The sequence below is a fragment of the Bacillus sp. UNC41MFS5 genome, assembly GCF_000686805.1.
In genome coordinates, this window is record NZ_KK366017.1 from 827,355 (window position 1) to 850,479 (window position 23,125).

The window sequence follows — 23,125 nt, forward strand, 5'->3', positions numbered from 1 at the left end:
AGAAATGAGAAAAAAACTAATGTACATGCTATTAATAATTGTATGTATCCTGGGTGTATCAAACGGTCCTGTAAACGCCGCTGCACCAACCAAAGCCAAAGCAGATGTGGTGAAGGGGACGATTAAAGAGCACGGCCAACCGTTAAAGAATACCCAAGTTATGATTAAGGAACAAGGAACGTTAAAGTGGATTCAGACGATTACAGACACAAACGGAGCCTTTAAAACAAAGTTGGCTGACGGTACATATATGGTAAAAGGGATCAAGGACAAAAGTAATTCCTGGTATAGTACAAACCAAAGTTTTGTCGTAAGTAAAGGTAAAATTCAAGGCTCAACCGGAGGGGAAATCAACCTTTCCAAAACGAAAAAGGGAAAAACTCCTTCAGAAACATCAGGTAACTTCAACGGTGTTTTAAAGGAAGGAAAAAAGGGCTTAAAAGCAGATTTAATTATCTCAAAATATAATGAATATCAAGAAGATATTTATACAGTATTCTCAAAAGGCAATGGAAGCTTTACAGCTTCATTACCAGATGGGCAATATTTCCTATTTGACATAGAAGTGGATCATGGATCTTATCGCTATCAGTTAGCATTCACAGTCAATGATGGCAAGGTATATGTTGGAGATGAACAGCAAACGAGTATATCCATCACCATCCCTGTCAACAAAATAGCAGGGAAGGCAGCAGACTCTACTACTCCATTAACTGAGGCTACGATTCTTGTAGAAAAACGCCTGGAAGATGATATTCAATTTATTCAAAGTGTGTTAACAAACAAAAAAGGGGAATTTTCGTTAAGGGAATTAGCTGATGGAACCTATAGCATTAGTGTTTATCACCCAACCTATATTTCAGTAGATCCTATCACCGTTGAAATCGTAGATGGAGCTATTTATATCGATGGGAAGAAGACTTCATTACTTACCATTACTGTTCCCGATATTAACGTAAAAGGAACAGTCTCTGATGGTGTGCAGTCCCTGACGAATGCGTATGTCAATTTTGAATGGCAGAAGTCCGAGACAGATTTTTATATGTTCGGGACACCTGTTGACGCAAATGGGAACTTTGAGTATCGATTCCCGGACGGCCAGTATACGATTACGACTATTGATGAACAAAACCGATTTAATAGGGTTGACATTCCATTTGAAATACGTGATGGAAAACTCCTTCGAAATGGAGAACCAGCTTCAACTTTAGACATTAACCTGCCGCCTGTTTCCTTCCAAGGGAAGCTTGTTGAATCAGGGAATGCCCTTCAAGGTGCGATTAATGTTGAAAAAATTTCTGAAGACGGAACTACAGAGTACAATGATGGCGTAACAGATGAAAATGGAATCTACTCGATGCGCTTAAAGGATGGCAGCTATCAAATCACGAACGCATTTCTATTTGATGAAGGCGAAAACCTTCAATTCAATAAGAAGTTTGATATTGTTAACGGCAAGCTAATCATCGATGGTAATGAGCAATCCTTACTAGAGTTGCAGATTCCGCCAGTTACTGTGCATGGAAGAGTGAAAGATGGAGATGCTGCTGTTTCATATGGCTTCATGTGGATTAGTTCATCAGACGGAAGTTACTCTGATGGGAAGAGCCTGAACGCGGACGGAACCTTCTCCCTGCGTTTAGCAGATGGGGATTATTTAGTAAAAGAAATTAGTTTAGATGATGGAACCGCTGCGTCTATGGATTTCGCTTTTTCAGTTGTGGACGGGAAGACATATGTGAATGGTCAGGTAACGGATTTGCTTGAGGTTACTGTACCTGCGGTCACGGTGACAGGAACGTTAACGGAAAATGGAAATCCGATCATGGGGAACATGTACATCATGGAAACTGGCGATGCAGATAATCCTGTCCAAGCGGGGGGCTTAACCACTGAGGATGGCAGATTCCAATTCCGCCTGCCAGATGGCACATACAAAGTCTATGATATCTATCTTAATGATGGCACAGCTTACAGTCCTGGCACAGAGTTCACTATCGAATCAGGACAATTATATGTAAATGGTGAACAAGCGGAGCAGCTTGACATTGCCGTTGCCCCTGTAACCTTATCAGGTACTGTGTATAATGGAGAAAACCTTGTTACCGATGGTTACGTTGCAATCACTTCTTTGGATGGAAGCTGGACAGCCGGTTATCCTAGCTGGATTCAAAACGGCCTTTATCAAGGTCGCCTGCCGGATGGGCAATACGAGATTTCAGCAGTGGAAGATTTCCAAAATGGTACTTATTACTTAAATAAACAGTTTACTATCTCAAATGGGAAACTTTTTGTAGATGGCAATGAAGTAAGTTCATTAGATCTAAACCTGGCCGATGGCTGGCAATAAACCACTTCGATGTGGGTTTTGTCCTCAATAGCGCGATTCATGCATTCTTCAGGCGAAGGGAAGTGGTAGAAAATATTGAAAAATCCGCAGCAGGTAACAAACAGTCAAGAGCAGAAATGCATTATGCCAAAGCCATTGCCGGCATGGCCTTTTCCAACGGATTTTTAGGAATTGTCCACAACTTAGCCCATAAGAGTGGAGCCATTTTTAAAATTCCGCACGGTATTGATTTCCTTTCTCGAGCCCGAAGCCTTATTGAAAAATGTACGAATTAAATATGAATTTCCTTCAGAGGATATCGTTTTTACCGGGGAAAAAATCAGTTAAAACAGGTTTTTATAAATTTAATTAAAAATTCCATAGAGGCGATGCCAACTGGTGGTAATATCTATGTTTCCATTGATTCGACTGCTCATCATATTTTAATTAAAATCAAGGATGAAGGGGTAGGAATAGGGGAGGAACAGGTTAAAAGATTGGGGGAACCTTTTTTCACTACCAAACATAATGGAAATGGATTAGGCCTTATGGTCAGCTATAAAATTATTCAGAACCATAAGGGAAATGTTAAAAGTAAACTAAATCAATGAACCTCTTTTATAAATCACATTTAATAAAAAAACAAAAAAGAAGCCTTTAATCTTTGATGCTAAGGTATAAATCAAACATTTGAAAAGCCCTCATATTCTTTAAATTTGAGGAGTAAAGATTTATTTAACATATTATGTGGGAAAACTATCCTATACTGACTTTGAGGAGTGAGAGGATGTTCGTGAAAGGGAACATTATTGCAGGTGAATTTGATTCGACTATCAATGAATTTTCCTTACAGAAAGTTAAGAATTTCGAAACAGAGTCGGTCCTTAATGAAGACCAGTTAAATAATATTTATCATTATTTAAAAAAACATCAGCATGAAGAGGATGGACAAATTATTACTTTATACGATCAAATGCTTGTACGCTTAGCACAGAATGAAGTTAACCAGTTAATTGTTGATTTAGAGAAAGTAATGTCCTTGTATCACTGATACATATAAGAGTATTTTGTACGAACTAAAGAAGCAGACCCCACTGGATCTGCTTCGTTTTATGATGGATTTGTTGACCATAATCCAGCTGTTTTAACGAATACTCTTGGATTAAATTTTAAACTAGCCACGACTAATTCTGCAAGGTCTTCTGGGTGCATCACGTTTTCTTCATTGCCTTTAACAAGATTTGTATCAATGGCTAAATCTGTAACGACCGTACTTGGTGTTAAAGCAGTAACACGGACATTATGTTTTCTTACTTCTAGCATAAGTGATTCTGTTAGCCCTAAAACAGCGAATTTAGAAGCACTGTAAGCACTTGTAACAGGAGCACCTTTTTGGCCAGCAGATGAAGAGATATTGATGATATCTCCTGATTTTCTTTCGATCATTCCTGGTAATACTGCTCTTGTTACATTATACACACCCATTAAATTGACTTGGATGATTTTTTCCCATTCTTCTGGTGTTAAATCAAGGAATCCACCAAATTTAGCAACACCTGCATTGTTGATTAGGATATCAATTGGACCTAAGTCTGATTTGATATGTTCAACAGCATGAGTAACGGATTCAAGATCGGTAACATCTGCTGTTGCTGCAGAAACCTTTACATCAAATTGTGCTAGTTCAGCAGCTACCTTTTCTAGATTAGACATATTTAAGCCGATTAGGCCTAAATGAACGCCTTCTTTTGCTAAGGCGATAGCAGTAGCACGTCCAATGCCTCTTCCTGCGCCAGTAACTATTGCAGTTTTTCCATTTAAAGAAATCATTTTATCACTCCTAAAATTATTACAAATTGAAGTAGTTCATTCTAACAGAAAGACCGCAATCTTGCATGGAAACAGCTTGCGGTCCTTCCTATTTAGAACTCGAGGAATAATATATTTATTCTAAGTTGGCGTGTCTACCGTACATTTTATTGGTATCCAAACCTTTTTTCTCCATGAACCGAAGAATCACAGCGTCGTAAAATAGTAAAAGTGTTTGCTCAAATAATGAGCCCATTGGTTGAATCGTCTTAAAATCACTCTCCGACTGATCTTTAGGTGAGCCAGGCAACTTAATTGTGATATCCGCTAATTGTCCAATAGTGGACTCAGGGAAAATGGTTACAGCTGCAATCGTCCCACCGATGCTTTTTGCTTTCTCAGCCATGGAAACTAAACCTTTTGTTTCTCCTGAACCTGATCCAATGATTAAGATGTCATCTTTTTCAAAGTTAGGGGTTACTGTTTCGCCAATCACATAGGCATCTATCCCCATGTGCATCATTCGCATGGCGAATGATTTGGCCATAAATCCAGATCTACCTGCGCCTGCAACAAAGATTTTTTTTGATTCAAGAATCCCATTTACTAATTTTTCAACTTCATCATCCGAAATTAAATCTACGGAGCGATTTAACTCTTTTATGATTTCAGCTAGGTATTGAGTTGTATTCATGATCTGAATTACCCTTGATTAATCATTTGTTGCATTTTGGCAGCAGCAGCTTTTATATCAGCTTGTCCAGTTATCCCGCCACCTACAATGACAAGGTCTGGTTGTACTTTAATGACTTCTGGAAGTGTGTCTAATTTAATACCACCTGCGATTGCAGTTTTAGCATTTTTTACAACACTTTTAATAGTTTGTAAATCTTCAAATGAGTTCTTTCCAACAGCTTGTAGATCGTAGCCAGTGTGCACACAAATATAATCAACACCCATAGCGTCCACTTCTTTTGCACGTCCAGCAAGATCTTTTACAGCAATCATATCAACAAGGATTTTTTTGCCTTGTTTTTTCGCTTCTTCAACAGCACCTTTAATAGACATATCTTCAGCAGTTCCAAGAATTGTGACGATATCTGCACCTGCTTCAGAAGCTTTCATTACTTCATAACCAGCTGCATCCATGATTTTTAGGTCTGCTAATACCTTTAAGTTAGGGAATGCTTTTTTAACTGCTTTTACAGCATGAAGACCTTCGTTAATTACAACCGGTGTACCGATTTCAACGATATCAATATGTTCCTCTACTTCTTTTACCAGCTCAATTGCTTCTGGGATATTGACTAAATCTAATGCTAATTGTAATTCCATCTATATTCACTCCTATAATTTTTTTATTGTTGTACAGTGATAATATCTCCAAAGGGTAATAATACTTTTACAGTAATATTATCCTTATAGTGCATTATCTGTACCTGCCAGCAATAAGGGATATCATGTTCTCTCGCTGAACAATTGCAAGTATACAACGTATATAACAACAATAAAAGTACGCACTTTTATTTTACATAGTGTTAAAAAGTATACTATAAGACAAACCGCTTATATAGTCTTACTATTAACTTTAAAAGAAACAATACACCATTCCGCATGGCCTATCCGGTTTAGATAGCTCGCTTATTACGCCAAAAGCTTCAACACATAAAGAATAATGTTCTCAACAAATTTATTAGTGGCCAGGGAGAGGATGCTCACCCTGGCTTTTTAATTTATTTAACACAAAAATAGATGAGTTTATTTCCTTTAGTATACATTTTGTTATTATGTTATTTTTTTATCACTATTTAAATAAAAAGTGCGTACTTCCATTTAAAAAATGTAGGTATTATACTTACAAAAGTTAAATAGGGAATCTCAAACGGTATGAATTCCCTATTTAACTTCTGCTTCTATTTTTGTAATGCATCTTCCTATCAGGAAAATATGTTTAACTTTTCCAATCATATAAGATTCCCTAATAAACATGAGTAAGAAAACGATAATATATTTATCTTGCCAAGAACATTTTACAAATTTTATTAATGTAGATGGTTATCCTAATCTGTAATAACTAGGAGGGATAATAAAATGGAACAAGTTAATCACCATACTAAAATTAATGCATCAGAAAATGCTGTCATTTGGTCACAATATGTTAATGACAGTTTGTCACGATGTATTCTTCGCTATATGTTACATGATGTAAAGGATGAAGATATTCGCGATTTACTGGAATTTGCCTTAGAATTATCAGAAACTCATTTAGAAAAAACGAAGCAATTCTTATCCTTAGAAAATCTTCCAATTCCAATAGGCTTTACAGACGAAGATGTCACAGTAGACGCTCCTAGTTTATTTACTGATACATTTAAGATTGTTTATTTACATATTATGACAATTCACGGTTTGACGAGATATGCTGGTGCCACTAGTGTTTGTATACGAGAGGATGTAAGAAAATACTTTATTGAATGTACTTCGCAAACATTGGAACTATATGATAGGGTAACTAGTGTTTCCTTAAATAAGGGAATTATTAACAAACCTCCTACTTTAAACAATCAACAAAAGATTGATTTTGTTAGGAAGCAAAATTATTTAACTGGTTGGTTCGGGAAACGTAGACCTATTAACGCAATTGAAATCAGTGGTGTGCATCTTAATATGCAGAAAACAATGGTGAAAATGGTATTGGAGTTAGGATTCAGTCAAGTTTGTCAATCTAAAGAGGTACGAGATTATATGGACCGTGCTCGTAAGCTTTGTATTAAACACTTTGATATTCTAAGTTCAATGTTAAAAGAGGAGAATCTTCATGTTCCAAAGTTATTTGAAACAGAAGTAACAGATTCAACAGTTCCACCCTTTTCAGATAAACTTATGCTATTTCATATAGCGACACTGCTTTCTGCAGCAATTGCTTATTATAGTGAGGCATTATCAATGGGACAAAGAAGAGACTTAACGGCAGATTACGCACGAATGAATACCGAAATTGCCTTAATTGCTGAAGATGGTATAAATCTATTAATAGAAAAGGGATGGATGGAACAACCTCCCTCTGCCACTGATCACGAAAGTTTGGCAAAGAATTAGATCAATGATAATTATGCTTTATGAAAAAGAAAGGACCTAGTTATGATGGGTGTCAAAATGGTTGATAAAAAAATAGTCGGTGAAAAAGCAGCAGAGTTTGTTAAAGATGGCATGGTTGTGGGGCTTGGTACGGGTTCGACAGTTTTTTATACCATACAAAAGCTTGGTCAGCTAGTGAAGGAAGGCCTTTCCATTAAAGGTATTCCAACTTCTGTTCAAACGGAAGAATTGGCTAAAGAATTAGGCATTCCACTTACAAGCTTTAGTGAAATAGAAAGTATAGATATTGCTATTGATGGAGCAGATGAAGTCAATTCAGAATTAGAACTGATCAAAGGTGGTGGCGGCGCACTTTTAAGAGAGAAAATCATAGCGAGAGCAGCTAAAATATTTATTGTTGTAGCAGATTCATCTAAAAGGGTAGAGAAATTAGGTGCGTTTCGATTGCCTGTAGAAGTTATTACGTTCGGTTATGAAATGACAGAAAAACATATTAGAGCCATTGGTTTAGTCCCGGAAATTCGATTAAACGGTGGAACTCCGTTTATTACTGATAATGGGAACTATATTTTTGACTGCCAAATTCCTGAGCACGTTCAGCCTGAAATGTTAGAACGAATGCTTAACATGATACCGGGAGTCGTTGAAAATGGGTTGTTTGTTGGAATGACTGACTTGGTGATCACTTTAGATCAAGAAAAAAATGTTGTCATGTTAAGAAGGTAAGAACATAAGAGAGAGTCTTTGAGTCCCTCTCTTATGTTTTTTATATCTTTACAATGATTCTACCTCTTGCTTGTCCTTTTAAAATAGTAGGCAAGTTTTCAGGTAATTCTTCAAGTGTAATTTCTTTCTGTATAATTTCAGAAAGAGTAGAAGGTTTTAAATCGGTTGCCATGCGATTCCATAGTTCTTGCCGAACATCCATTGGACAATAAACAGAATCAATACCGAGAAGGTTTATGCCACGTAAAATAAACGGAAACACGGTGGTAGGAACGCTTCCTCCACCAGTTAAACCACCGACCGCAACAGAACCATTGTATTGGATTTTACTTAAGATGGATGCAAGTGTCTCTCCTCCGACTGGATCAACCGCTGCAGCCCAATTTTGTTTATCAAGAGTTTTTATTTTACCATTAAAGACATCTTCACGAGAGATAATCTCTTTTGCACCGAGCTTATGTAAAAAAGTATGCTCAGAATTTTTACCCGTACTAGCGACAACTTCGTATCCTCTTTTTGAAAGCATGGAAACAGCTAAACTTCCTACCCCACCAGTAGCTCCAGTGACAAGGACTTTGCCCTTTTCTGGCGATAAACCGTTATCTTCTAACCTTTGAATGGAGAGGGCTGAAGTAATACCTGCTGTCCCCAAAATCATTGATTCCATCAACGTTAAATTTTCAGGTAAAGGGACAATCCAATCACCAGGAATGCGGGCATATTCACTATAACCACCATAATGGGATACCCCAATTTCATAGCTTGTTGCTATGATCTCATCTCCTTCGCGGAAGCGTGGATCTTGAGACGATACGACTACACCTGCTAAATCAATACCTGGAATAAAGGGATAGGTTGTGACGATTTTTCCATTCGGAATACTAGCTAAACCGTCTTTATAGTTAATCGCAGAATAAGAAACCTTGATTAAAACATCACCTTGAGGTAACTCATTTAAGGTAATATTTTTGACTTGAACAGAAAAATCGTATTCATTTTTATCTACCATCAATGCTTTAAATTGTTCCATCATTCTTTAACTCCTTTCTTGAACAGCAGAATAGAATTATATATTCACTGCTAATATATAATGTATGGAAGGATATTATAAGTACATACTTTTATTTTATATAGTGAAAAAAGTATACTGTGGGTAATAATAAATATGGAGGTGAAGTGAAATGTCACGAATGCAGGATAAGATGTTTAATTGTGAAAAAGAATTAACTCTTTCCGTTATCGGTGGTAAATGGAAGATGCTTATACTATGGCATCTAGGAAAAGAGGGAACGAAGCGATTTGGTGAACTGAAAGCTCTTATGCCAGGGATCACGCAGAGAATGCTAGTTAATCAATTGCGAGAACTGGAAGAAGACTTGATTGTAAAACGCAAAGTCTATCCCGTGGTTCCTCCAAAAGTAGAATACTCCCTTACTGAACAAGGAAGAAGCTTGATGCCGATTCTCGATGCTATGTATAACTGGGGGAAAGATTATATGGAAACTGCTGGGTTGAATCCTTTAGTAAGACAAGAGTCGATCAGGTAAATTTTAACTGGTAATCTAAGGTTGACTCCGGCCAAGGGGGTCAACCTCTTTTCATGATAATTTAATAATTATTTTTAGTATTTTGTAATGCCTCAAAATAAAGCTGATAATTAACTTTTATTTTCATTTTTCCCCAAGCGGCTAACCATACCTTTTCGCTGATGGGTTTGGAAAAGGGGCTAAGGGTGTGTGTCCCGATTTGAAGAGGATCCACCTTCAGCTCTTGCATTTTTTTTATGAGGCCCGTAGTTTTCATTTCTAATTCAGTTTCAATTTCCTTATGAAGCTGCATCAGTTCATTTCCGTTGAGGATATTTTTATTACCTTGATATTCCTCAATTCTTCCATTTAGTTTCACGTTTATTGAAACTAGGGAAAGATTTTTATCCAAATCCACATTTACTCTTGAACGTAGATGTCCAATAACCACATCTAATTTGGTTATTGGGAAAAACTTCAAATAGTGATCATTGTCAAGAAGTTGAAATATTTGATCTTCGGTATTTGTGACCATTTCTATTAATTTATCATTGCTAAAAAAAGCAGTCCCCTCGTAAGTAAAGTTATCTTTCGCTACTTTGAAAACAGGAAGAACGGGATCTGAAAATGGTGAAAACAGCTTATTTTTATATTCATGCAAATTGACAATGGTCATTTCACCTTGTTTTTTCCTCTCATAGTGTCTTAGCATCCGATACAGGTAATAATCAAGGTTTTCTTGCTTCTTTGCTTGTCTGTTAATATATTCGTCAAAATTACCTTTAACGATGACTAAATACATTCGTTGCGAAATATCATAGTCTGTCAATAGCGTGTTAATCAACTGAATAATCCCTTGTTTCGCTAATTCCTCATGAATTAAAAACAAACGGAGTTGTCCAACCTTCAATTCACGATAATATCTTAAATTAAAGTCTTTTCCTCCCTGTTTAAGGAGATCAACATCTAGTGTTAATAAGCTTTTTGGCTCATTTACTAATGGAGGGACTAATGTACTCATTTTTATTTTTCCTTTTTCGCCTTTACTAATTGACCAAAAAGTGACAGGGGCAATATCTTCAATTGTATTGTTCTCAACAAATGGGGCACATCCTGGAATCATGACTAATGAAACAAAGATTCCCCAAACTAAAAGCATTTTCTTTCGTCTCATGCTTTTACACGCCCTTTTAGCTTTGTCAATAGGAGCAAGAATGTGGGGACGATAAAGTAAGTTATTCCACTTAACCAAATTTGAATATTCAGGAGAATATTCTGTTCGGTTTCAATAGACCAAATCCAATTATTCACAATTACAAAGCAGAGAAATAACATAATACAAGTGACAGCAAAACCCATACGTGAAGGTTGAGTACTTGTTTTTTTTAGGATGATTCTTGTAGCCCCATATATACATAACAAGAAAATTGATAAAGCAAACACCAATAAAAACATATGTAGAGAAATCAGGATAATATCCAGTCGTTCAAACATGGGAGATTGTAAGTATCGAATCATATGAATAATAGGGTATTTACTTTTACTTAAATAATTTGAACCGAAAAAGAATAAACTCGCAATAAACAATAGCAAATACTCTGAAGTAGAAAGAGCATTCGCATAGGTTAAATATTTACTCATTTTTTGTTGTGGTTTGATCCAAGGAATTAAACAGATTAAATACTCTGGTCCTGAATATGAAGACCAAATGAGTAACAATCCTTTCCATGAATCAGTTGTCCAATTTGTTGGTATCAAGGGATACAAATCATGTAATGCAGCGATTGGTGGAATAAAAAAGGGAAAATATAAAAAAATTATCCAAAAAACACATAAAAAAACAATTACCACAAACCGTATGGTATTTTTCATTCCTAGTGAAGCAACATAGGAGCTCGTAAGAAGAATGAAAAAAATAATCCAATTTGAATTCATTGATGGGAAAATAAAATCATGAATGACTTCTAAGTATCCGAGTGTGATCACCGTTATTTTGATTAGTATCAATATAAGGCCTATAAAAGTCAAAAGCCTTACCATTCGAACACCAAAAAGCTCTACAAAACCTTGATATCCCTTTTTAGCATAATTTGATTCTAGCCATTTGCATAACAGCCTTATATTGAGTTGGGAAAAGATTGCCATTGCAACAATGCCCCAAATCATAAACGGGTGTAATAAGTAGGTAGGCATTAATAAAAATAGGTAAAGCATTTGGAAACGGTTGACGATGAAAAAGGCATAGATTCCGTCAAATTTAGATGATTTATCAAATAAGGAAAATGTGGTCAACTTTGAATCACATCCTTCGTTTGTATCTCCATTTCTGTAAAGGGTGTAAATGATCCGGACGGGATTTCATGTTTACTAAAGGCCCTCTAATAAAGAGATCGATCCAGTCCTTCCAGTAAAATGGAGCGATTGGTGAAAAATAGGGTTGTTTTAAGGAAGTAAGACCATTTAGATGTGCCAAAATGGCAATTGCTCCCATGGCAATGCCAAAAACACCAAAAAAGGATGAAAGGAGAAGAAAACCAAATTGAATGAGTGTATTTGCCTTCGTCATCAAATAGTTTGGTACTAAAAATGAGGAGATGGTTGAAATACAAACTAATACAATTAATACTTTGCTCGCAAAACCCGCTTGAACCGCTGCTTGACCGATTACTATACCACCAATCACCCCTAAGGTTTGACTTGATTTGGTCGGCATCCGTAAACTCGCTTCTTTTATGATTTCAAGAATAGTTAACATCACTATTGCTTCCCAAAATGGTGTAAAAGGTAGTTTACTTCTAGATTCCACTATAACAAATAGTACTTGTAAGGGAATCATTTGATAATTGTGGGTTGTTAGTGCAACATAAAATGGTATCAGTGTGACGGACAGAAAAAAGCTTAAATATCGAATAAGTCTTAAAAAACTTGCAACCGGCCAACGATTAATATAATCCTCAGGTGATTGGAAAAGGTGAAAAAAGGTGATTGGTGCAATTAATACAAACGGTGTGTTCTCTACCAAGATAGTTAATTTACCGAGCCCTAAGGAATAAGCACAAACATCTGGGCGGTCAGTTTGTTGGAATTGTGGAAAAATACTGTGATGATGTTCCTCCATAAATGCCGCTACCTGGGATGAATCGAAAAATAAATCAAAGTTAATTTCAGAGATTTTCTTTCTTGCTATTGATATATATTCAGGATTGGTTAACCCGTCTATGTACATTAGGACAACCGTTGTTTCACTTAATGAACCTACTTTATATTTCTCTGTTTTTAATTCAGTAATAGGAAGTCTTCTGCGAATGAGGGTGATATTTGGTTCTAATTGTTCAGTGAAACTATCTTTTGCACCGTATAAAATTGTTTCTGTTTCAGAGGTTTCAATCCCCCTACTTAATTCGTTAGGAAGAGGAATGACCAACCATTGTTCTTGGATACAATCATTCAGAAGTACAGCACCGGTGAGGAGTAATTTCTGTGCCTCTTCAAGTAATTGGATCTTCATTACTTTAGGTGTGGCAATGCTTTCGTAAATCATGGCATGTGGACATTGGATAACAGGTTTTATTATCGATTCATTCAAACGATCCTGGTCAATTAAGGTTCTTAAATAGATAAAGACAACTTTTTGATCGTTAAGTGTAGTGCGTTCGATTATCTCTACATCGTCCATATTGTCTAAAGCCTGTTTTAGAGAGTCTAGTGATATCTTCCTTTGCACAGGTTGTTGTGTGTCACTACTATCATTAGCAATTCTTTTACCCTTTTTCCAAAACATAAACATCCCTCATTGATATAAGCTGCCATTTGTTCACTTTAGAAAAAGTGTAATGGTAATTCTTCCTTTTAGTATGAAAAAGAAAAGATTATTTTATCCTAATAAAATAAGGTAGGGGAAACTAAATAAATTTTTTCAGTATAGTTTTTTTCACTACATTTAATAAATATTGAACTAAAAAACAAAAAAAACGCCCAGTGCTATTTCGGGCGTTAAGCAGTAAAAAAGATCATAAAGAATGAAATGGATGTCCCATATGTGAAATCAAAAAGTTGGTCAGGATAATTATTTAGCAACGTTAAATCCAGTAATAGCTAGTAAATCGCATCCGACAAAGATTGGAGATTTTACACCTGGGGGCTTTGCAGCAGGATTAGATAAAATGGTATGGCGGAAATCTGAAAAAGGTCATGAATGGCAATCAAATATAGTGAAAGAAAAAAGTCCGTCCTAGACGGACTTTTCATTATTTTTTCTATATCTTAACATTATACGATGAAAACTGATCGCACTTTTGGTCACAACTTGGTCACAGACTAGATGTTTTTATATTTAAATAGATTAAACTAAATGATTTATGACATTTTAAAAAGTGCATTAGATCAAGACTTTAAATCATTACATAAAACTAAATGGAATCAAAAAAGATATCTTCCCTCTAACTTCAAAACTACTTGAGACCTGCGTGCCAGGTCTGGTGGGTTCGATTCCCACGCAGTCCCGCCAAAAATTGGGCATGATCCTTAAGGTGTTTTGGGATAAATATCAATTATCACTTTGAATTTTACTTGAATAGTGGATCTCCATTCCAGTTTTCATAATCTTTTTCGAAAGACTTGTTGAAGACTAGGATTAAATATTGATTTCACCTACTTTTTTCAATCTTAGCTCACTTAATTCATTTAAGTGGGCTTTTTATTTCGAATATTTATAATATTGATATTAGATATTATAATAGTTTAAAGTTAAATCGAAATAAATAGATGTGTGATATAGTGGGAGACAATCAATTTATTTCAAAAAGAATACGTAAATCTTTAAATTAATTATTATTAGTAAAATAAAAAAAGAATTTTTTTATGTTGAACTGAGCTCATTTCTGAAATAAAAAATACTTGTTCCTGTAGAAAATTAATGAAAGGACCTGATAGCTTTGAATTTATACCAACTATTCTCGTTTTCTGCCGCTCGTTATCCAGGCTATCCAGCCATGGTTCATGGAAATAGGAAAACCACATATTCCCAGCTTTCAGAAGAAGTGAACCGAGTTGCTTCATCTTTCCACAGGCTTGGATTAAAGAATGGGGACCGCGTCATGGTCCTTTTGAAAAATAGAATTGAAACCGCGGTTGTCTTTTGGGCTGTACAAAAATTAGGAGCGGTCTTCACACCAATTAATCTCCGTTCATCAACAGAAGAAATACTTTATTGTGTAAATGACCTTGAAACCAAATTCATTGTGTTTGAAGACGCAAGCAAACACCTTATAAGAAACCAAAAGTATGTTGAGCGTCCGTTATTTATCGGACTGGAAGACACATTGGGCGACTTGAGTTACGGGGAGCTGTTAAAAAAAGGTATCGTGGAGGTAGAGACTTATCCTGCACTTGATGACGACCTGGCTGTTATTTTGTATACATCTGGTACTTCCGGCAAGCCAAAAGGAGTACCACGTTCCCACAAGAATGAGTATGCTTCAACAATAGCCCATATTATCCAGTGCAGTTATCAGCCGTTTGAAAGGACCCTTGGAATTCCAACTTTGTCCCATACCATTGGGCTTCGCTCCCTTTTGGCAATGACGTTCGTCAATGGTGTTTATATTCCATTTCCAGATTTTGATGCATATAAAGCACTAAAAATGATTCCAGAAGAGAAGATTAGCTGCCTTTTCCTGACTCCGACTATGTATCATGATATTGTCACTCACCCATATGCAAAAGCAGTTGATTTTTCCACAATCCACACGATTGTATACTCCGGTGGCCCGATGCCAAGCCACCTGATTCAAAAATGTGGGGAACTTATGGATCCGGACGTCTTTGTTAACCAATACGGGAGCACAGAAATATATACTTTCAGCACATTTCCAGATGTTAGAAAGAAACCAGGCTGCGCTGGGAAAGCAGGGATCCATGAACGGATTAGGCTGGTAAATCCGAACAGAAAATGGAAAAAAAAGCTTGTCTGGTTAACGGAGAAGGGTGAAATAGGTGAAATCCTTGTTGATATAAGTTCACCGGAGGCTTTTAAAGGATATTGGAACAGGCCTGACGCAACAAGAAAAGCAATAAAGGATGGCTGGTACTTTACCGGTGATGTCGGGTTTATAGATGAGGAAGGGGATCTTCATGTCGTGGGACGGGTTGATGACATGATCATTTCCAGTGGGGAAAACATTCACCCGCAGGAAATCGAGAAAGTTCTGACTGAACACCATAGTGTAAGGGAGGCTGTGGTTGTTGGTGAGGATGATGAACGGTTGGGACAAATTGTTACAGCTTTTATCGTTTCAGATGACAAAGAATTGACCCCTCAGGCGCTAGACTATTTTTGCAAAATGCATAAACGGCTGCCGAATTACAAAAGGCCGCGAAATTATATATTCATTAAGGAAGTCCCTAAAAATTCAGCGGGAAAAATTTTGCGGCGCGAACTAAAGGAAGGGAATTATGTTGAAGTAGTTTTTTAAAAATTTTGCTTTGTTGACAAAATTTTTAAAGAAAAGGAAGGTGCTTTCTTGAACGGAATCTTAATTGTGGATGATGATAGGGAAACATGGGAGGCTGTCCAATCCATCATAGAAAACAGCCAATTTATGGACTCGACCATTTGGAAGGAAGAAATGGCAAATAAGGGGTTAGAGCTGATTAAGGAAAAGCGTCCAGCTTTTCTATTGATGGAATTGTCACTTCCTGATATGGATGGAATCGAGTTCGGAAAAAAGGCTAAGGAAATCCATCCAAACCTCCATGTTATTGTTGTAACGCACCTGCAAATGTTCAAAACCGTCCAGTCCTGCATGAATACAGGTTTTTCAGCCTACTTGCTGAAGCCAATTGCGAACGGGGAATTGCTGCAGACCCTTGACCGCCTTTATACTTCCCGATTGGTCCATGATTCACTGCCTTATTTGGAAACTAAGAAGGAGCATGATGCAGGAGAATTGGAAACTGACCTGGGAAACCCAATTAAAACGGCAATTAAATTTATCCACCTGAATTATCATAAGCCTATTCTTCTTAAGGAAGCAGCCGATTTGGTCTACCTCAGTCCATCGCATTTCAGCCGTTTATTCAAAGAAGAAACAGGAGTCACTTTTGTTGAATTTTTAACCGATTACCGTCTGGAGAAGTCAAAACTTCTTCTAAAGATTACATCGATGCCAATTGAGACCATAGCAAACCTCACAGGGTTTGCAAGCGCGGCCTATTTTGCAACAAGTTTTAAACGTAAGGAAGGGCAAACTCCAAAAGAATACAGGAATATGTGTACTTTTTCAGAGACCGATCCGTAGAATGGACGGTCTTTTTTTGACGATGAAGATTCTGGAAACGAGCATAAAAATGAAATTGAAAAGAAGATAATTTTAAAACATATTATTTTTCAGACTATTATTATTTATAAAAGAATTCATGCAACTAAATGGCTCTGAATTTAAGGGGGGTCGATTAACAGGAAATCGATTTAGAGGAAATAAGAAAATTGCGTCATTTATATATCTTCTTTAGCAGGAGATTAGTTTTTGGCATATTTGAAAAATCGGCAAATGTTTACCCGAATAAGCCAATAACAAAAAAGCAAAAAAATTAAAATGAAGAGAAGATAATTTTAAAACAAGGAAATTTAATATTTCATTATAATTTATTTGTAACCGATTACATATTATTTCCTTATATTCCAGAAGGAATAGAAATGCGCATTCTTAAGTAAAAGTACTGGGGGAGTTTATAAATGGAAATTCAGAAAGTCATGGTAGTTGGTTCTGGGCAAATGGGAAGCGGAATAGCACAGGTTTTGGCAGAAACAGGTTACCAGGTTGTCTTGAATGATATAAAAGAAGAATTTGTCCAAAGAGGATTTGATAAAATCACGAAGCAGCTGAACCGTGATATACAAAGGGGACGTAAAACGGAAGAAGAAAAAGCGAAGCTTCTTTCCAGAATCCAGGCTTCGACCAATCTGGAGGACGCAAAAGATGTCCAATTGGTGATTGAAGCAGCAACAGAAAACAAGGAGATTAAGCTGGAGATTTTCCGTAAGCTGGATGAAATTGCACCGGAAAATGTAATCCTCGCCACCAATACATCATCTCTGCCGATTACAGAAATTGCCAAGGTTACAAAAAGGCCTGAAAATGTCATCGGGATGCACTTCTTTAACCCCGTTCCGATAATGAAACTGGTGGAAGTAATCAGCGGGTTGGCTACATCTGAAGTAACATTTTCAATCATTCAAGACCTGGCTAAAAGCATGAAAAAGGTGCCTGTTTCCATCAAAGACTTTCCGGGGTTTGCTGTAAACCGGATTCTTGTTCCGATGATTAACGAGGCAATCTATGCTGTTTATGAAGGGATATCCACCCCGGAAGGCATTGATGAAGTAATGAAGCTCGGTGCCAATCACCCGATGGGACCGATTACTCTTGCTGATTATATTGGATTGGACACTTGCCTTGCAATCATGGAAGTGCTGTTTGAAGGATTCGGGGATCCAAAATACCGCCCGTGCCCGCTTCTTAGAAAGTATGTGGAAGCAGGATGGCTCGGCGTTAAATCCGGACGCGGATTCTATGTCTATGAATAAAGGAGACTAAAAATGAAGGAATTTAAAACGATTCTTTTTACCATTGATGAAAATATTGCTGTGATCACCATCAATAGGCCTAAGTTTTTAAACGCTTTAAACACAGATGTACTAAGAGAAATATCGGAAGTTGTTGACATCATCGATGCAGATTCATCAATCCGCGCAGTCGTCTTGACTGGAGCCGGAGAAAAAGCATTTGTTGCCGGCGCAGACATTTCGGAAATGCAAAATAAAAATGTCTTAGAAGCCCGTGAATTTTCGTCCTTTGGAAATAAGGCATTTTCTAAATTAGAGAATTTAAAAATGCCAGTCATTGCGGCTGTAAATGGTTATGCTCTCGGGGGCGGCTGTGAATTGGCCATGGCATGTGACATTCGGATTGCCGGCCACAAAGTAAAATTTGGTCAGCCTGAAATTACCCTTGGCATCATGCCAGGATTCGGCGGTTCCCAACGGCTTGCTCGTCTCACAGGTTTTGGAATTGCGAAAGAAATCTTGTTTACTGGTGAAATGATCAACGCCGAACGGGCTTATGAAATTGGTCTTGTTAACCGTATTGTCGATTCGTCTGAAGTTCTTTCTGAAGCAATAAAAATGGCGCAAAAAATTGCTGCCAATTCACCACTCGGAGTTTGCTTTACCAAAAAAGCTGTTAATGAGGGAGCAAACCTTGACATTGAACGGGCCGTATCCCTTGAATCTGAATTATTCGGTTCGCTTTTCTCCACTAAAGATCAAAAAGAAGGAATGACGGCATTTTTGGAAAAACGGCAGGTTACTTTTAAAGGGGAGTAGGAATAGTAGGGTTGGCAGTATTGTCTGTGAAAGACTATTGGTAGATTGCAAGACTTATAGATTCACAGATTTTATTACTTTTTAAATATAAAAAAGGAGGAAAAAGAAATGAGTTACCAAGAAGTTTATAAAGCTAAGCGTTTTACTGCAGAAGAAGCTGTGCATTTTGTTGAGCCTGGGGATGGAATCATATTTCCGATTACTGGTGAACCACCCGCCTTGTTGGAAGCCCTTCCGTCCAACGGAAGACTTTCAGGGAACAGGCTTTTCCGTATGCTCCCTGCCTTACCAGTTCTTGATATAGAACCGGAAAGAATCAAGCAAGTTTCCATTTTCCTAAGTGGCCTTGACCGGAAAGGCTTCAGCGAGGGAACAATCGATTTGCTTCCCAACCACTTTTCCGACATTCCTTCATTATTGAAGCGTCAAACATCCAACGGTGTAATTATGGCAGTTGTTTCCCCGATGGATGAAGAAGGATATTTTTCACTCGGAACAGGCGTCAGCTATGTTGGACCATTACTAGCAGATGCAAAGTCCATCATTGTTGAAGTTAATAAAAATATGCCGCGGACATTCGGGGAGCATAACCGGATTCATATCAGCCAGGTAACGGCATTAATCGAAAATGATTTCGATCTGCCATCCCTTCCTGATCCAAAACTAACCGAAAAAGACATGAAGATTGGTCAGACAATCGCAGAATTAATTAACAACGGTGACACGATCCAAATCGGTTTTGGTTCGATGCCTAACGCGGTTATGGAGTATTTGAAAGACCACCGTGACCTTGGGGTGTATACAGAAATGCTCCCTGACAAAGTCGTAGACTTATATGAAAAAGGCGTCATTACAAATGCGAATAAAAAGATTTTCAAAGGGAAAACAACGGCTACATTCGCCCTCGGTTCTAAGAAATTGTACGATTTCATGGACAATAATCAGGATATCCTCATGCTTACATGCGATGTCTGCAACGATGTCCGCAATATTGCTCAACTGGACAACCTTGTATCTGTCAATACCACAGTTGAGGTAGATTTCCTTGGTCAGTGCAACTCTGAAACGATTAACGGAAAATACTATTCTTCTTCAGGTGGCCAGGGAGACTTCACAAAAGGTGTTCGCCTTACCGAAAATGGCCGGGGAATCATTTGTCTCTATTCCACGACAAAAAATGATACCATTTCAAAAATTGTTCCCGCATTGCCACAGGGTGCTGTTGTGACTACATCCAAAAATGACGTCGACATCATTGTTACTGAGTATGGCAAAGCAGAACTAAAAGGCAAAACCGTCCAGGAGCGCACAGAAGCCCTGATCAACATTGCCCATCCGAAATTCAGGGAACAACTCGCTTTCGACGCTGTCAAACGTGGATTCCTTCCACAAAAAAACTTCTATATGGTATAAGCAATATTACAGCAAAAGAAGACCCGATCTTTAAGAGTAAAGCTCCATCTACTGAATCCTATAGGGAATCATTCTATGATAATGATTCCCTTTTTGTATAAATCATTTTATGAGATTTTTTTATAATCGAAAGGAGTAATAACGATCATGCGCCCATTTGATGCACTAATAGTCAATAAACAAGAAGAACAATTTTCTGTGGAACTTCAAAAGTTAACGATTCAAGATCTACCAGAGGGAGAAGTATTGATTTCCGTCCGTTATTCTGGTGTGAACTATAAAGATAGTCTCGCTACTATTCCTAATGGTAACATCGTCAAGACCTATCCTTTTGTACCTGGAATTGATTTAGCTGGTGTCGTTGTTTCATCTGAAGATCCTCGATTTCAAGAAGGTGACGAGGTTATTGCTACTAGCTATGAAATCGGTGTTTCCCATTTCGGAGGTTATAGTGAGTATGCTCGTATTCCGGCTAAGTGGATTGTTCCACTTCCAAAAGGTCTTACGTTAAAGGAAGCAATGATTATCGGAACAGCTGGTTTTACTGCTGCATTATCCGTCCAGCGACTAAAAGAAAATAATGTTTCTCCTGAAAATGGAATGGTGCTTGTCACAGGTGCCACTGGTGGCGTTGGTAGCTTTGCTGTCTCTATTCTCTCAACTCTCGGTTATCAAGTTGAAGCAAGTACAGGTAAAGAATCTGAACAAGAGTATTTGAAAAAACTTGGAGCGACTTCAATTGTTTCACGTGATGAGGTCTTTGATGGGAAAGTTAGAGCATTAGGCAAACAAAAATGGACAGCTGCCGTCGATCCAGTTGGTGGTGAACCATTAGCATCTCTATTAAGTCAAATACAATATGGGGGTTCAGTCGCTGTAAGTGGGTTAATAGCAGGAACAAAGCTTCCGACAACCGTCTTCCCCTTTATTTTACGGGGTGTAAACTTACTAGGAATCGATTCTGTCTATTGCCCGATGGAAACACGATTGAAAGTATGGAATTGTTTAGCTACAGATTTCAAACCATCAAACCTAGAAGAATTCATTCAACAAGAGGTAACACTTCACCAACTTCCAGATGTTCTACCTACTCTACTTAAAGGTCAAGCACGAGGAAGAACACTTGTAAAATTATGATAAAAAGGTGACCAGATAATTAATTCTCGTCACTTTTTCAATGTTACCTATTTATAACTCTGCTAATCCTTTAAACGCCACTGACACCTTTGCAAACAAAACAACTGGGGATTATATAAGAGCAGATGTCAATATAGATGACTAACAGATTTAGAAGGGAGTTAGGGCTTAATGGTTTTCTTTAAAAGAGGTAAAACAAATGGAAAATAACAGTGTACATCTATCAATTGAAAATCATGTTGGAATTATAACTTTAAACCGTCCAGAAGTAGGGAATGCATTGGATTTGCAAATGGCAAGGGAATTAATGGATGTAGCTATCTTTTGTTCGGAAAGCGAAAAAATACGAGCAGTGGTTATTACTGGAGCTGGAAATAAGTTTTCAGTTGGTGGGGATTTAAAAAGTTTTGCTAATGAAGGTGATGAAATTAGCTTACATCTCAAAAGTGTTACTGCTTATTTACACCAAGCAATTTCATATTTAGTAAGAATGAATAAACCGTTAATTGGAGCTGTTAATGGAGTAGCTGCTGGTGCAGGAATGAGTCTTGCATGTGCTTGTGATCTTGTCTATGCTTCGGAAAATTCAAAATTTGTAATGGCTTATAATAAAATAGGTTTAACACCCGATGGATCAGGTAGTTATTTTTTACCCCGTATTGTCGGGATGAAACGAGCATTAGAGTTAATGTATACAAATCGATTATTGGGTGCGAAAGAGGCAAATGAGTGGGGAATCGTCAATCATGTAGTTCCTAATGATAAATTAATGGCTGGTGTCCTTGATTTAGCCGAGACACTAGCAAATGGACCAATGAACGCATTTGGAGCAACCAAAAAATTATTTTATCATTCTATACAAGAAACACTTGAGTCCCAAATGAGTATGGAGTCTTTATTTCTTGCTGAAAGAGCATGTAGTAACGAGGGAGAAGAAGGGATTTCTGCATTTCTAGAAAAACGTGAACCTGATTATTTAAAATAACAACAAATAGGAGAGAAGTGGCAAATATTTATGCTACTTCTTTTTTATGTTTCAAAATTATTTGATCGGTTTTTCTTATTGAACGGGGTCTATAGTTGGGAGAATTGGTTCCGGTGGTGATTTCCTTTTTTATTTTGACGGAAAGAATAGCAAAATATGCTTCCACTTGCTAACTTTCTAAAGTTTGCCATCTTTCCTTTTCCCTTTTCAATCCCTTAAAAAGATTTGGATAAGGCTTTTTATTTTTGCTTTTCCTTCTTTTGTCAAAAGTTTGTCTTGAAAAAATATTGGATGATTAGAACCTAATAAATAATCAAGGTAAATTTGTTCTTGTTTTTGTTGTGATAATGACCATATTTTGTCTTCTCTTTCGTTTACCAAAATATTAAAATCAATTGGGTCAATATATCCTGCTGCAGTCATTAAATTTTTATATGATTCTTCTAAACCCTTTGCCAATCTTCCTATAATTTCTGGTGAAGGTCGATCTCGTTTGCCGCTTTCAAGATGTGAAATATACATAGCAGAAACACCAGATAATTCCCCAAGTTTATTCATTGAAAGGTTTTTTTCTTCTCTTTTCGTGTTTTGAGATATTCTCCAAATTTCATTAAAAATCACTCTCTCTTATAAATGCATTATAAACAATAATTTATTATTATAAACAACCGTTTGTATAAAATGTAGTTTATACTTAAATAATGTTTTTATAAATT

General features: G+C 37.1%; 21 protein-coding genes and 1 pseudogene. 14 read left to right on the forward strand and 8 right to left on the reverse strand.

Annotated elements, in window-relative coordinates; all coding sequences use genetic code 11:
- The first annotated feature begins 4 nt into the window (after positions 1-4).
- The 4 genes and pseudogenes from BR30_RS0120440 (at position 5) to BR30_RS0120455 (ending at position 3,380) form a co-directional block, all read left to right on the forward strand.
- Positions 5-2,350, forward strand: coding sequence for a carboxypeptidase-like regulatory domain-containing protein (locus BR30_RS0120440; protein ID WP_026566624.1), 2,346 nt, complete (start codon positions 5-7; stop codon positions 2,348-2,350).
- A 62-nt stretch (positions 2,351-2,412) separates the two neighbouring features.
- A complete protein-coding gene (locus BR30_RS0120445) occupies positions 2,413-2,625 on the forward strand; it encodes an iron-containing alcohol dehydrogenase (RefSeq protein WP_026566625.1) in 213 nt (70 codons plus the stop codon).
- Between the two features lie 30 nt (positions 2,626-2,655).
- Positions 2,656-2,919 (forward strand): annotated as a pseudogene (locus BR30_RS36095) (ATP-binding protein); the annotation flags it as partial.
- Positions 2,920-3,116: 197 nt separating this feature from the next.
- Entirely contained in the window at positions 3,117-3,380 is a 264-nt protein-coding gene (locus tag BR30_RS0120455; protein ID WP_026566627.1) for a hypothetical protein, read from the forward strand.
- A gap of 59 nt (positions 3,381-3,439) precedes the next feature.
- On the opposite strand, the gene BR30_RS0120460 is transcribed toward BR30_RS0120455, so the two are convergent.
- The 3 genes from BR30_RS0120460 to hxlA all read right to left on the reverse strand — a co-directional run bounded on the left by BR30_RS0120460 (position 3,440) and on the right by hxlA (position 5,473).
- Positions 3,440-4,159, reverse strand: a complete 720-nt coding sequence (locus tag BR30_RS0120460) for a 3-ketoacyl-ACP reductase (RefSeq protein ID WP_026566628.1) — start codon at positions 4,157-4,159, stop codon at positions 3,440-3,442.
- 115 nt (positions 4,160-4,274) lie between these two features.
- Positions 4,275-4,832, reverse strand: a complete 558-nt coding sequence (gene hxlB / locus BR30_RS0120465; protein ID WP_026566629.1) for a 6-phospho-3-hexuloisomerase — start codon at positions 4,830-4,832, stop codon at positions 4,275-4,277.
- A gap of 8 nt (positions 4,833-4,840) precedes the next feature.
- Positions 4,841-5,473, reverse strand: a complete 633-nt coding sequence (gene hxlA, locus BR30_RS0120470) for a 3-hexulose-6-phosphate synthase (RefSeq protein WP_026566630.1) — start codon at positions 5,471-5,473, stop codon at positions 4,841-4,843.
- Between the two features lie 756 nt (positions 5,474-6,229).
- Here hxlA and BR30_RS0120475 point away from each other — a divergent pair.
- Both BR30_RS0120475 and rpiA read left to right on the forward strand, forming a co-directional pair.
- Complete coding sequence (locus tag BR30_RS0120475; protein ID WP_026566631.1) at positions 6,230-7,237, forward strand: DUF3231 family protein; 1,008 nt, start codon at positions 6,230-6,232, stop codon at positions 7,235-7,237.
- Between the two features lie 57 nt (positions 7,238-7,294).
- Positions 7,295-7,963, forward strand: a complete 669-nt coding sequence (rpiA, locus tag BR30_RS0120480; protein WP_026566632.1) for a ribose-5-phosphate isomerase RpiA — start codon at positions 7,295-7,297, stop codon at positions 7,961-7,963.
- A gap of 40 nt (positions 7,964-8,003) precedes the next feature.
- Here rpiA and BR30_RS0120485 read toward each other — a convergent pair whose 3' ends face one another.
- Positions 8,004-8,996, reverse strand: coding sequence for an NADPH:quinone oxidoreductase family protein (locus BR30_RS0120485; protein WP_197032366.1), 993 nt, complete (start codon positions 8,994-8,996; stop codon positions 8,004-8,006).
- 148 nt (positions 8,997-9,144) lie between these two features.
- On the opposite strand from BR30_RS0120485, the gene BR30_RS0120490 reads away from it, so the two are divergent.
- Positions 9,145-9,510, forward strand: a complete 366-nt coding sequence (locus BR30_RS0120490; protein WP_026566634.1) for a transcriptional activator HxlR — start codon at positions 9,145-9,147, stop codon at positions 9,508-9,510.
- 61 nt (positions 9,511-9,571) lie between these two features.
- On the opposite strand, the gene BR30_RS0120495 is transcribed toward BR30_RS0120490, so the two are convergent.
- The 3 genes from BR30_RS0120495 to BR30_RS0120505 form a co-directional block, all read right to left on the reverse strand.
- Positions 9,572-10,663, reverse strand: coding sequence for a Ger(x)C family spore germination protein (locus BR30_RS0120495; protein WP_026566635.1), 1,092 nt, complete (start codon positions 10,661-10,663; stop codon positions 9,572-9,574).
- Positions 10,660-11,703 carry a GerAB/ArcD/ProY family transporter gene (locus BR30_RS0120500; protein ID WP_231507756.1) on the reverse strand — a complete coding sequence of 348 codons (1,044 nt, stop codon included), beginning with the start codon at positions 11,701-11,703 and terminating at the stop codon, positions 10,660-10,662. Before BR30_RS0120500 ends, BR30_RS0120495 begins: the two co-directional genes overlap by 4 nt.
- 85 nt (positions 11,704-11,788) lie before the next feature.
- Entirely contained in the window at positions 11,789-13,270 is a 1,482-nt protein-coding gene (locus BR30_RS0120505; RefSeq protein ID WP_026566637.1) for a spore germination protein, read from the reverse strand.
- Positions 13,271-14,423: 1,153 nt separating this feature from the next.
- On the opposite strand from BR30_RS0120505, the gene BR30_RS0120510 reads away from it, so the two are divergent.
- The 7 genes from BR30_RS0120510 to BR30_RS0120540 all read left to right on the forward strand — a co-directional run bounded on the left by BR30_RS0120510 (position 14,424) and on the right by BR30_RS0120540 (position 22,409).
- A complete protein-coding gene (locus BR30_RS0120510) occupies positions 14,424-15,962 on the forward strand; it encodes a class I adenylate-forming enzyme family protein (RefSeq protein WP_026566638.1) in 1,539 nt (512 codons plus the stop codon).
- A 48-nt stretch (positions 15,963-16,010) separates the two neighbouring features.
- Positions 16,011-16,787, forward strand: coding sequence for a response regulator transcription factor (locus BR30_RS0120515; RefSeq protein ID WP_026566639.1), 777 nt, complete (start codon positions 16,011-16,013; stop codon positions 16,785-16,787).
- 437 nt (positions 16,788-17,224) lie between these two features.
- Positions 17,225-18,076 (forward strand): 3-hydroxybutyryl-CoA dehydrogenase, encoded by an 852-nt coding sequence (locus BR30_RS0120520; protein WP_026566640.1) that lies wholly within the window; start codon positions 17,225-17,227, stop codon positions 18,074-18,076.
- Between the two features lie 12 nt (positions 18,077-18,088).
- Positions 18,089-18,874: an enoyl-CoA hydratase-related protein gene (locus tag BR30_RS0120525; RefSeq protein WP_026566641.1), complete on the forward strand. Its 786-nt coding sequence runs from the start codon at positions 18,089-18,091 to the stop codon at positions 18,872-18,874.
- 108 nt (positions 18,875-18,982) lie between these two features.
- On the forward strand, positions 18,983-20,287 hold the full coding sequence (locus BR30_RS0120530) for an acetyl-CoA hydrolase/transferase family protein (protein WP_026566642.1): 1,305 nt from the start codon (positions 18,983-18,985) through the stop codon (positions 20,285-20,287).
- 147 nt (positions 20,288-20,434) lie between these two features.
- Positions 20,435-21,424: an NADPH:quinone oxidoreductase family protein gene (locus BR30_RS0120535; RefSeq protein ID WP_035445759.1), complete on the forward strand. Its 990-nt coding sequence runs from the start codon at positions 20,435-20,437 to the stop codon at positions 21,422-21,424.
- 199 nt (positions 21,425-21,623) lie between these two features.
- Positions 21,624-22,409, forward strand: a complete 786-nt coding sequence (locus tag BR30_RS0120540; protein WP_051633694.1) for an enoyl-CoA hydratase/isomerase family protein — start codon at positions 21,624-21,626, stop codon at positions 22,407-22,409.
- 207 nt (positions 22,410-22,616) lie between these two features.
- Here BR30_RS0120540 and BR30_RS35365 read toward each other — a convergent pair whose 3' ends face one another.
- Positions 22,617-22,967 (reverse strand): helix-turn-helix domain-containing protein, encoded by a 351-nt coding sequence (locus BR30_RS35365; protein ID WP_231507757.1) that lies wholly within the window; start codon positions 22,965-22,967, stop codon positions 22,617-22,619.
- Between the last annotated feature and the right edge of the window lie 158 nt (positions 22,968-23,125).

Coding starts and splice junctions, on each gene's coding strand:
- BR30_RS0120440 (WP_026566624.1), top strand. CDS start 5: ATGAGAAAAAAACTAATGTACATGCTATTAATAATTGTATGTATCCTG.
- BR30_RS0120455 (WP_026566627.1), top strand. CDS start 3,117: ATGTTCGTGAAAGGGAACATTATTGCAGGTGAATTTGATTCGACTATC.
- BR30_RS0120460 (WP_026566628.1), bottom strand. CDS start 4,159: ATGATTTCTTTAAATGGAAAAACTGCAATAGTTACTGGCGCAGGAAGA.
- hxlB (WP_026566629.1), bottom strand. CDS start 4,832: ATGAATACAACTCAATACCTAGCTGAAATCATAAAAGAGTTAAATCGC.
- hxlA (WP_026566630.1), bottom strand. CDS start 5,473: ATGGAATTACAATTAGCATTAGATTTAGTCAATATCCCAGAAGCAATT.
- BR30_RS0120475 (WP_026566631.1), top strand. CDS start 6,230: ATGGAACAAGTTAATCACCATACTAAAATTAATGCATCAGAAAATGCT.
- rpiA (WP_026566632.1), top strand. CDS start 7,295: ATGGTTGATAAAAAAATAGTCGGTGAAAAAGCAGCAGAGTTTGTTAAA.
- BR30_RS0120485 (WP_197032366.1), bottom strand. CDS start 8,996: ATGATGGAACAATTTAAAGCATTGATGGTAGATAAAAATGAATACGAT.
- BR30_RS0120490 (WP_026566634.1), top strand. CDS start 9,145: ATGTCACGAATGCAGGATAAGATGTTTAATTGTGAAAAAGAATTAACT.
- BR30_RS0120495 (WP_026566635.1), bottom strand. CDS start 10,663: ATGAGACGAAAGAAAATGCTTTTAGTTTGGGGAATCTTTGTTTCATTA.
- BR30_RS0120500 (WP_231507756.1), bottom strand. CDS start 11,703: ATGCTTTACCTATTTTTATTAATGCCTACCTACTTATTACACCCGTTT.
- BR30_RS0120505 (WP_026566637.1), bottom strand. CDS start 13,270: ATGTTTTGGAAAAAGGGTAAAAGAATTGCTAATGATAGTAGTGACACA.
- BR30_RS0120520 (WP_026566640.1), top strand. CDS start 17,225: ATGGAAATTCAGAAAGTCATGGTAGTTGGTTCTGGGCAAATGGGAAGC.
- BR30_RS0120525 (WP_026566641.1), top strand. CDS start 18,089: ATGAAGGAATTTAAAACGATTCTTTTTACCATTGATGAAAATATTGCT.
- BR30_RS0120530 (WP_026566642.1), top strand. CDS start 18,983: ATGAGTTACCAAGAAGTTTATAAAGCTAAGCGTTTTACTGCAGAAGAA.
- BR30_RS0120535 (WP_035445759.1), top strand. CDS start 20,435: ATGCGCCCATTTGATGCACTAATAGTCAATAAACAAGAAGAACAATTT.
- BR30_RS0120540 (WP_051633694.1), top strand. CDS start 21,624: ATGGAAAATAACAGTGTACATCTATCAATTGAAAATCATGTTGGAATT.
- BR30_RS35365 (WP_231507757.1), bottom strand. CDS start 22,967: ATGAATAAACTTGGGGAATTATCTGGTGTTTCTGCTATGTATATTTCA.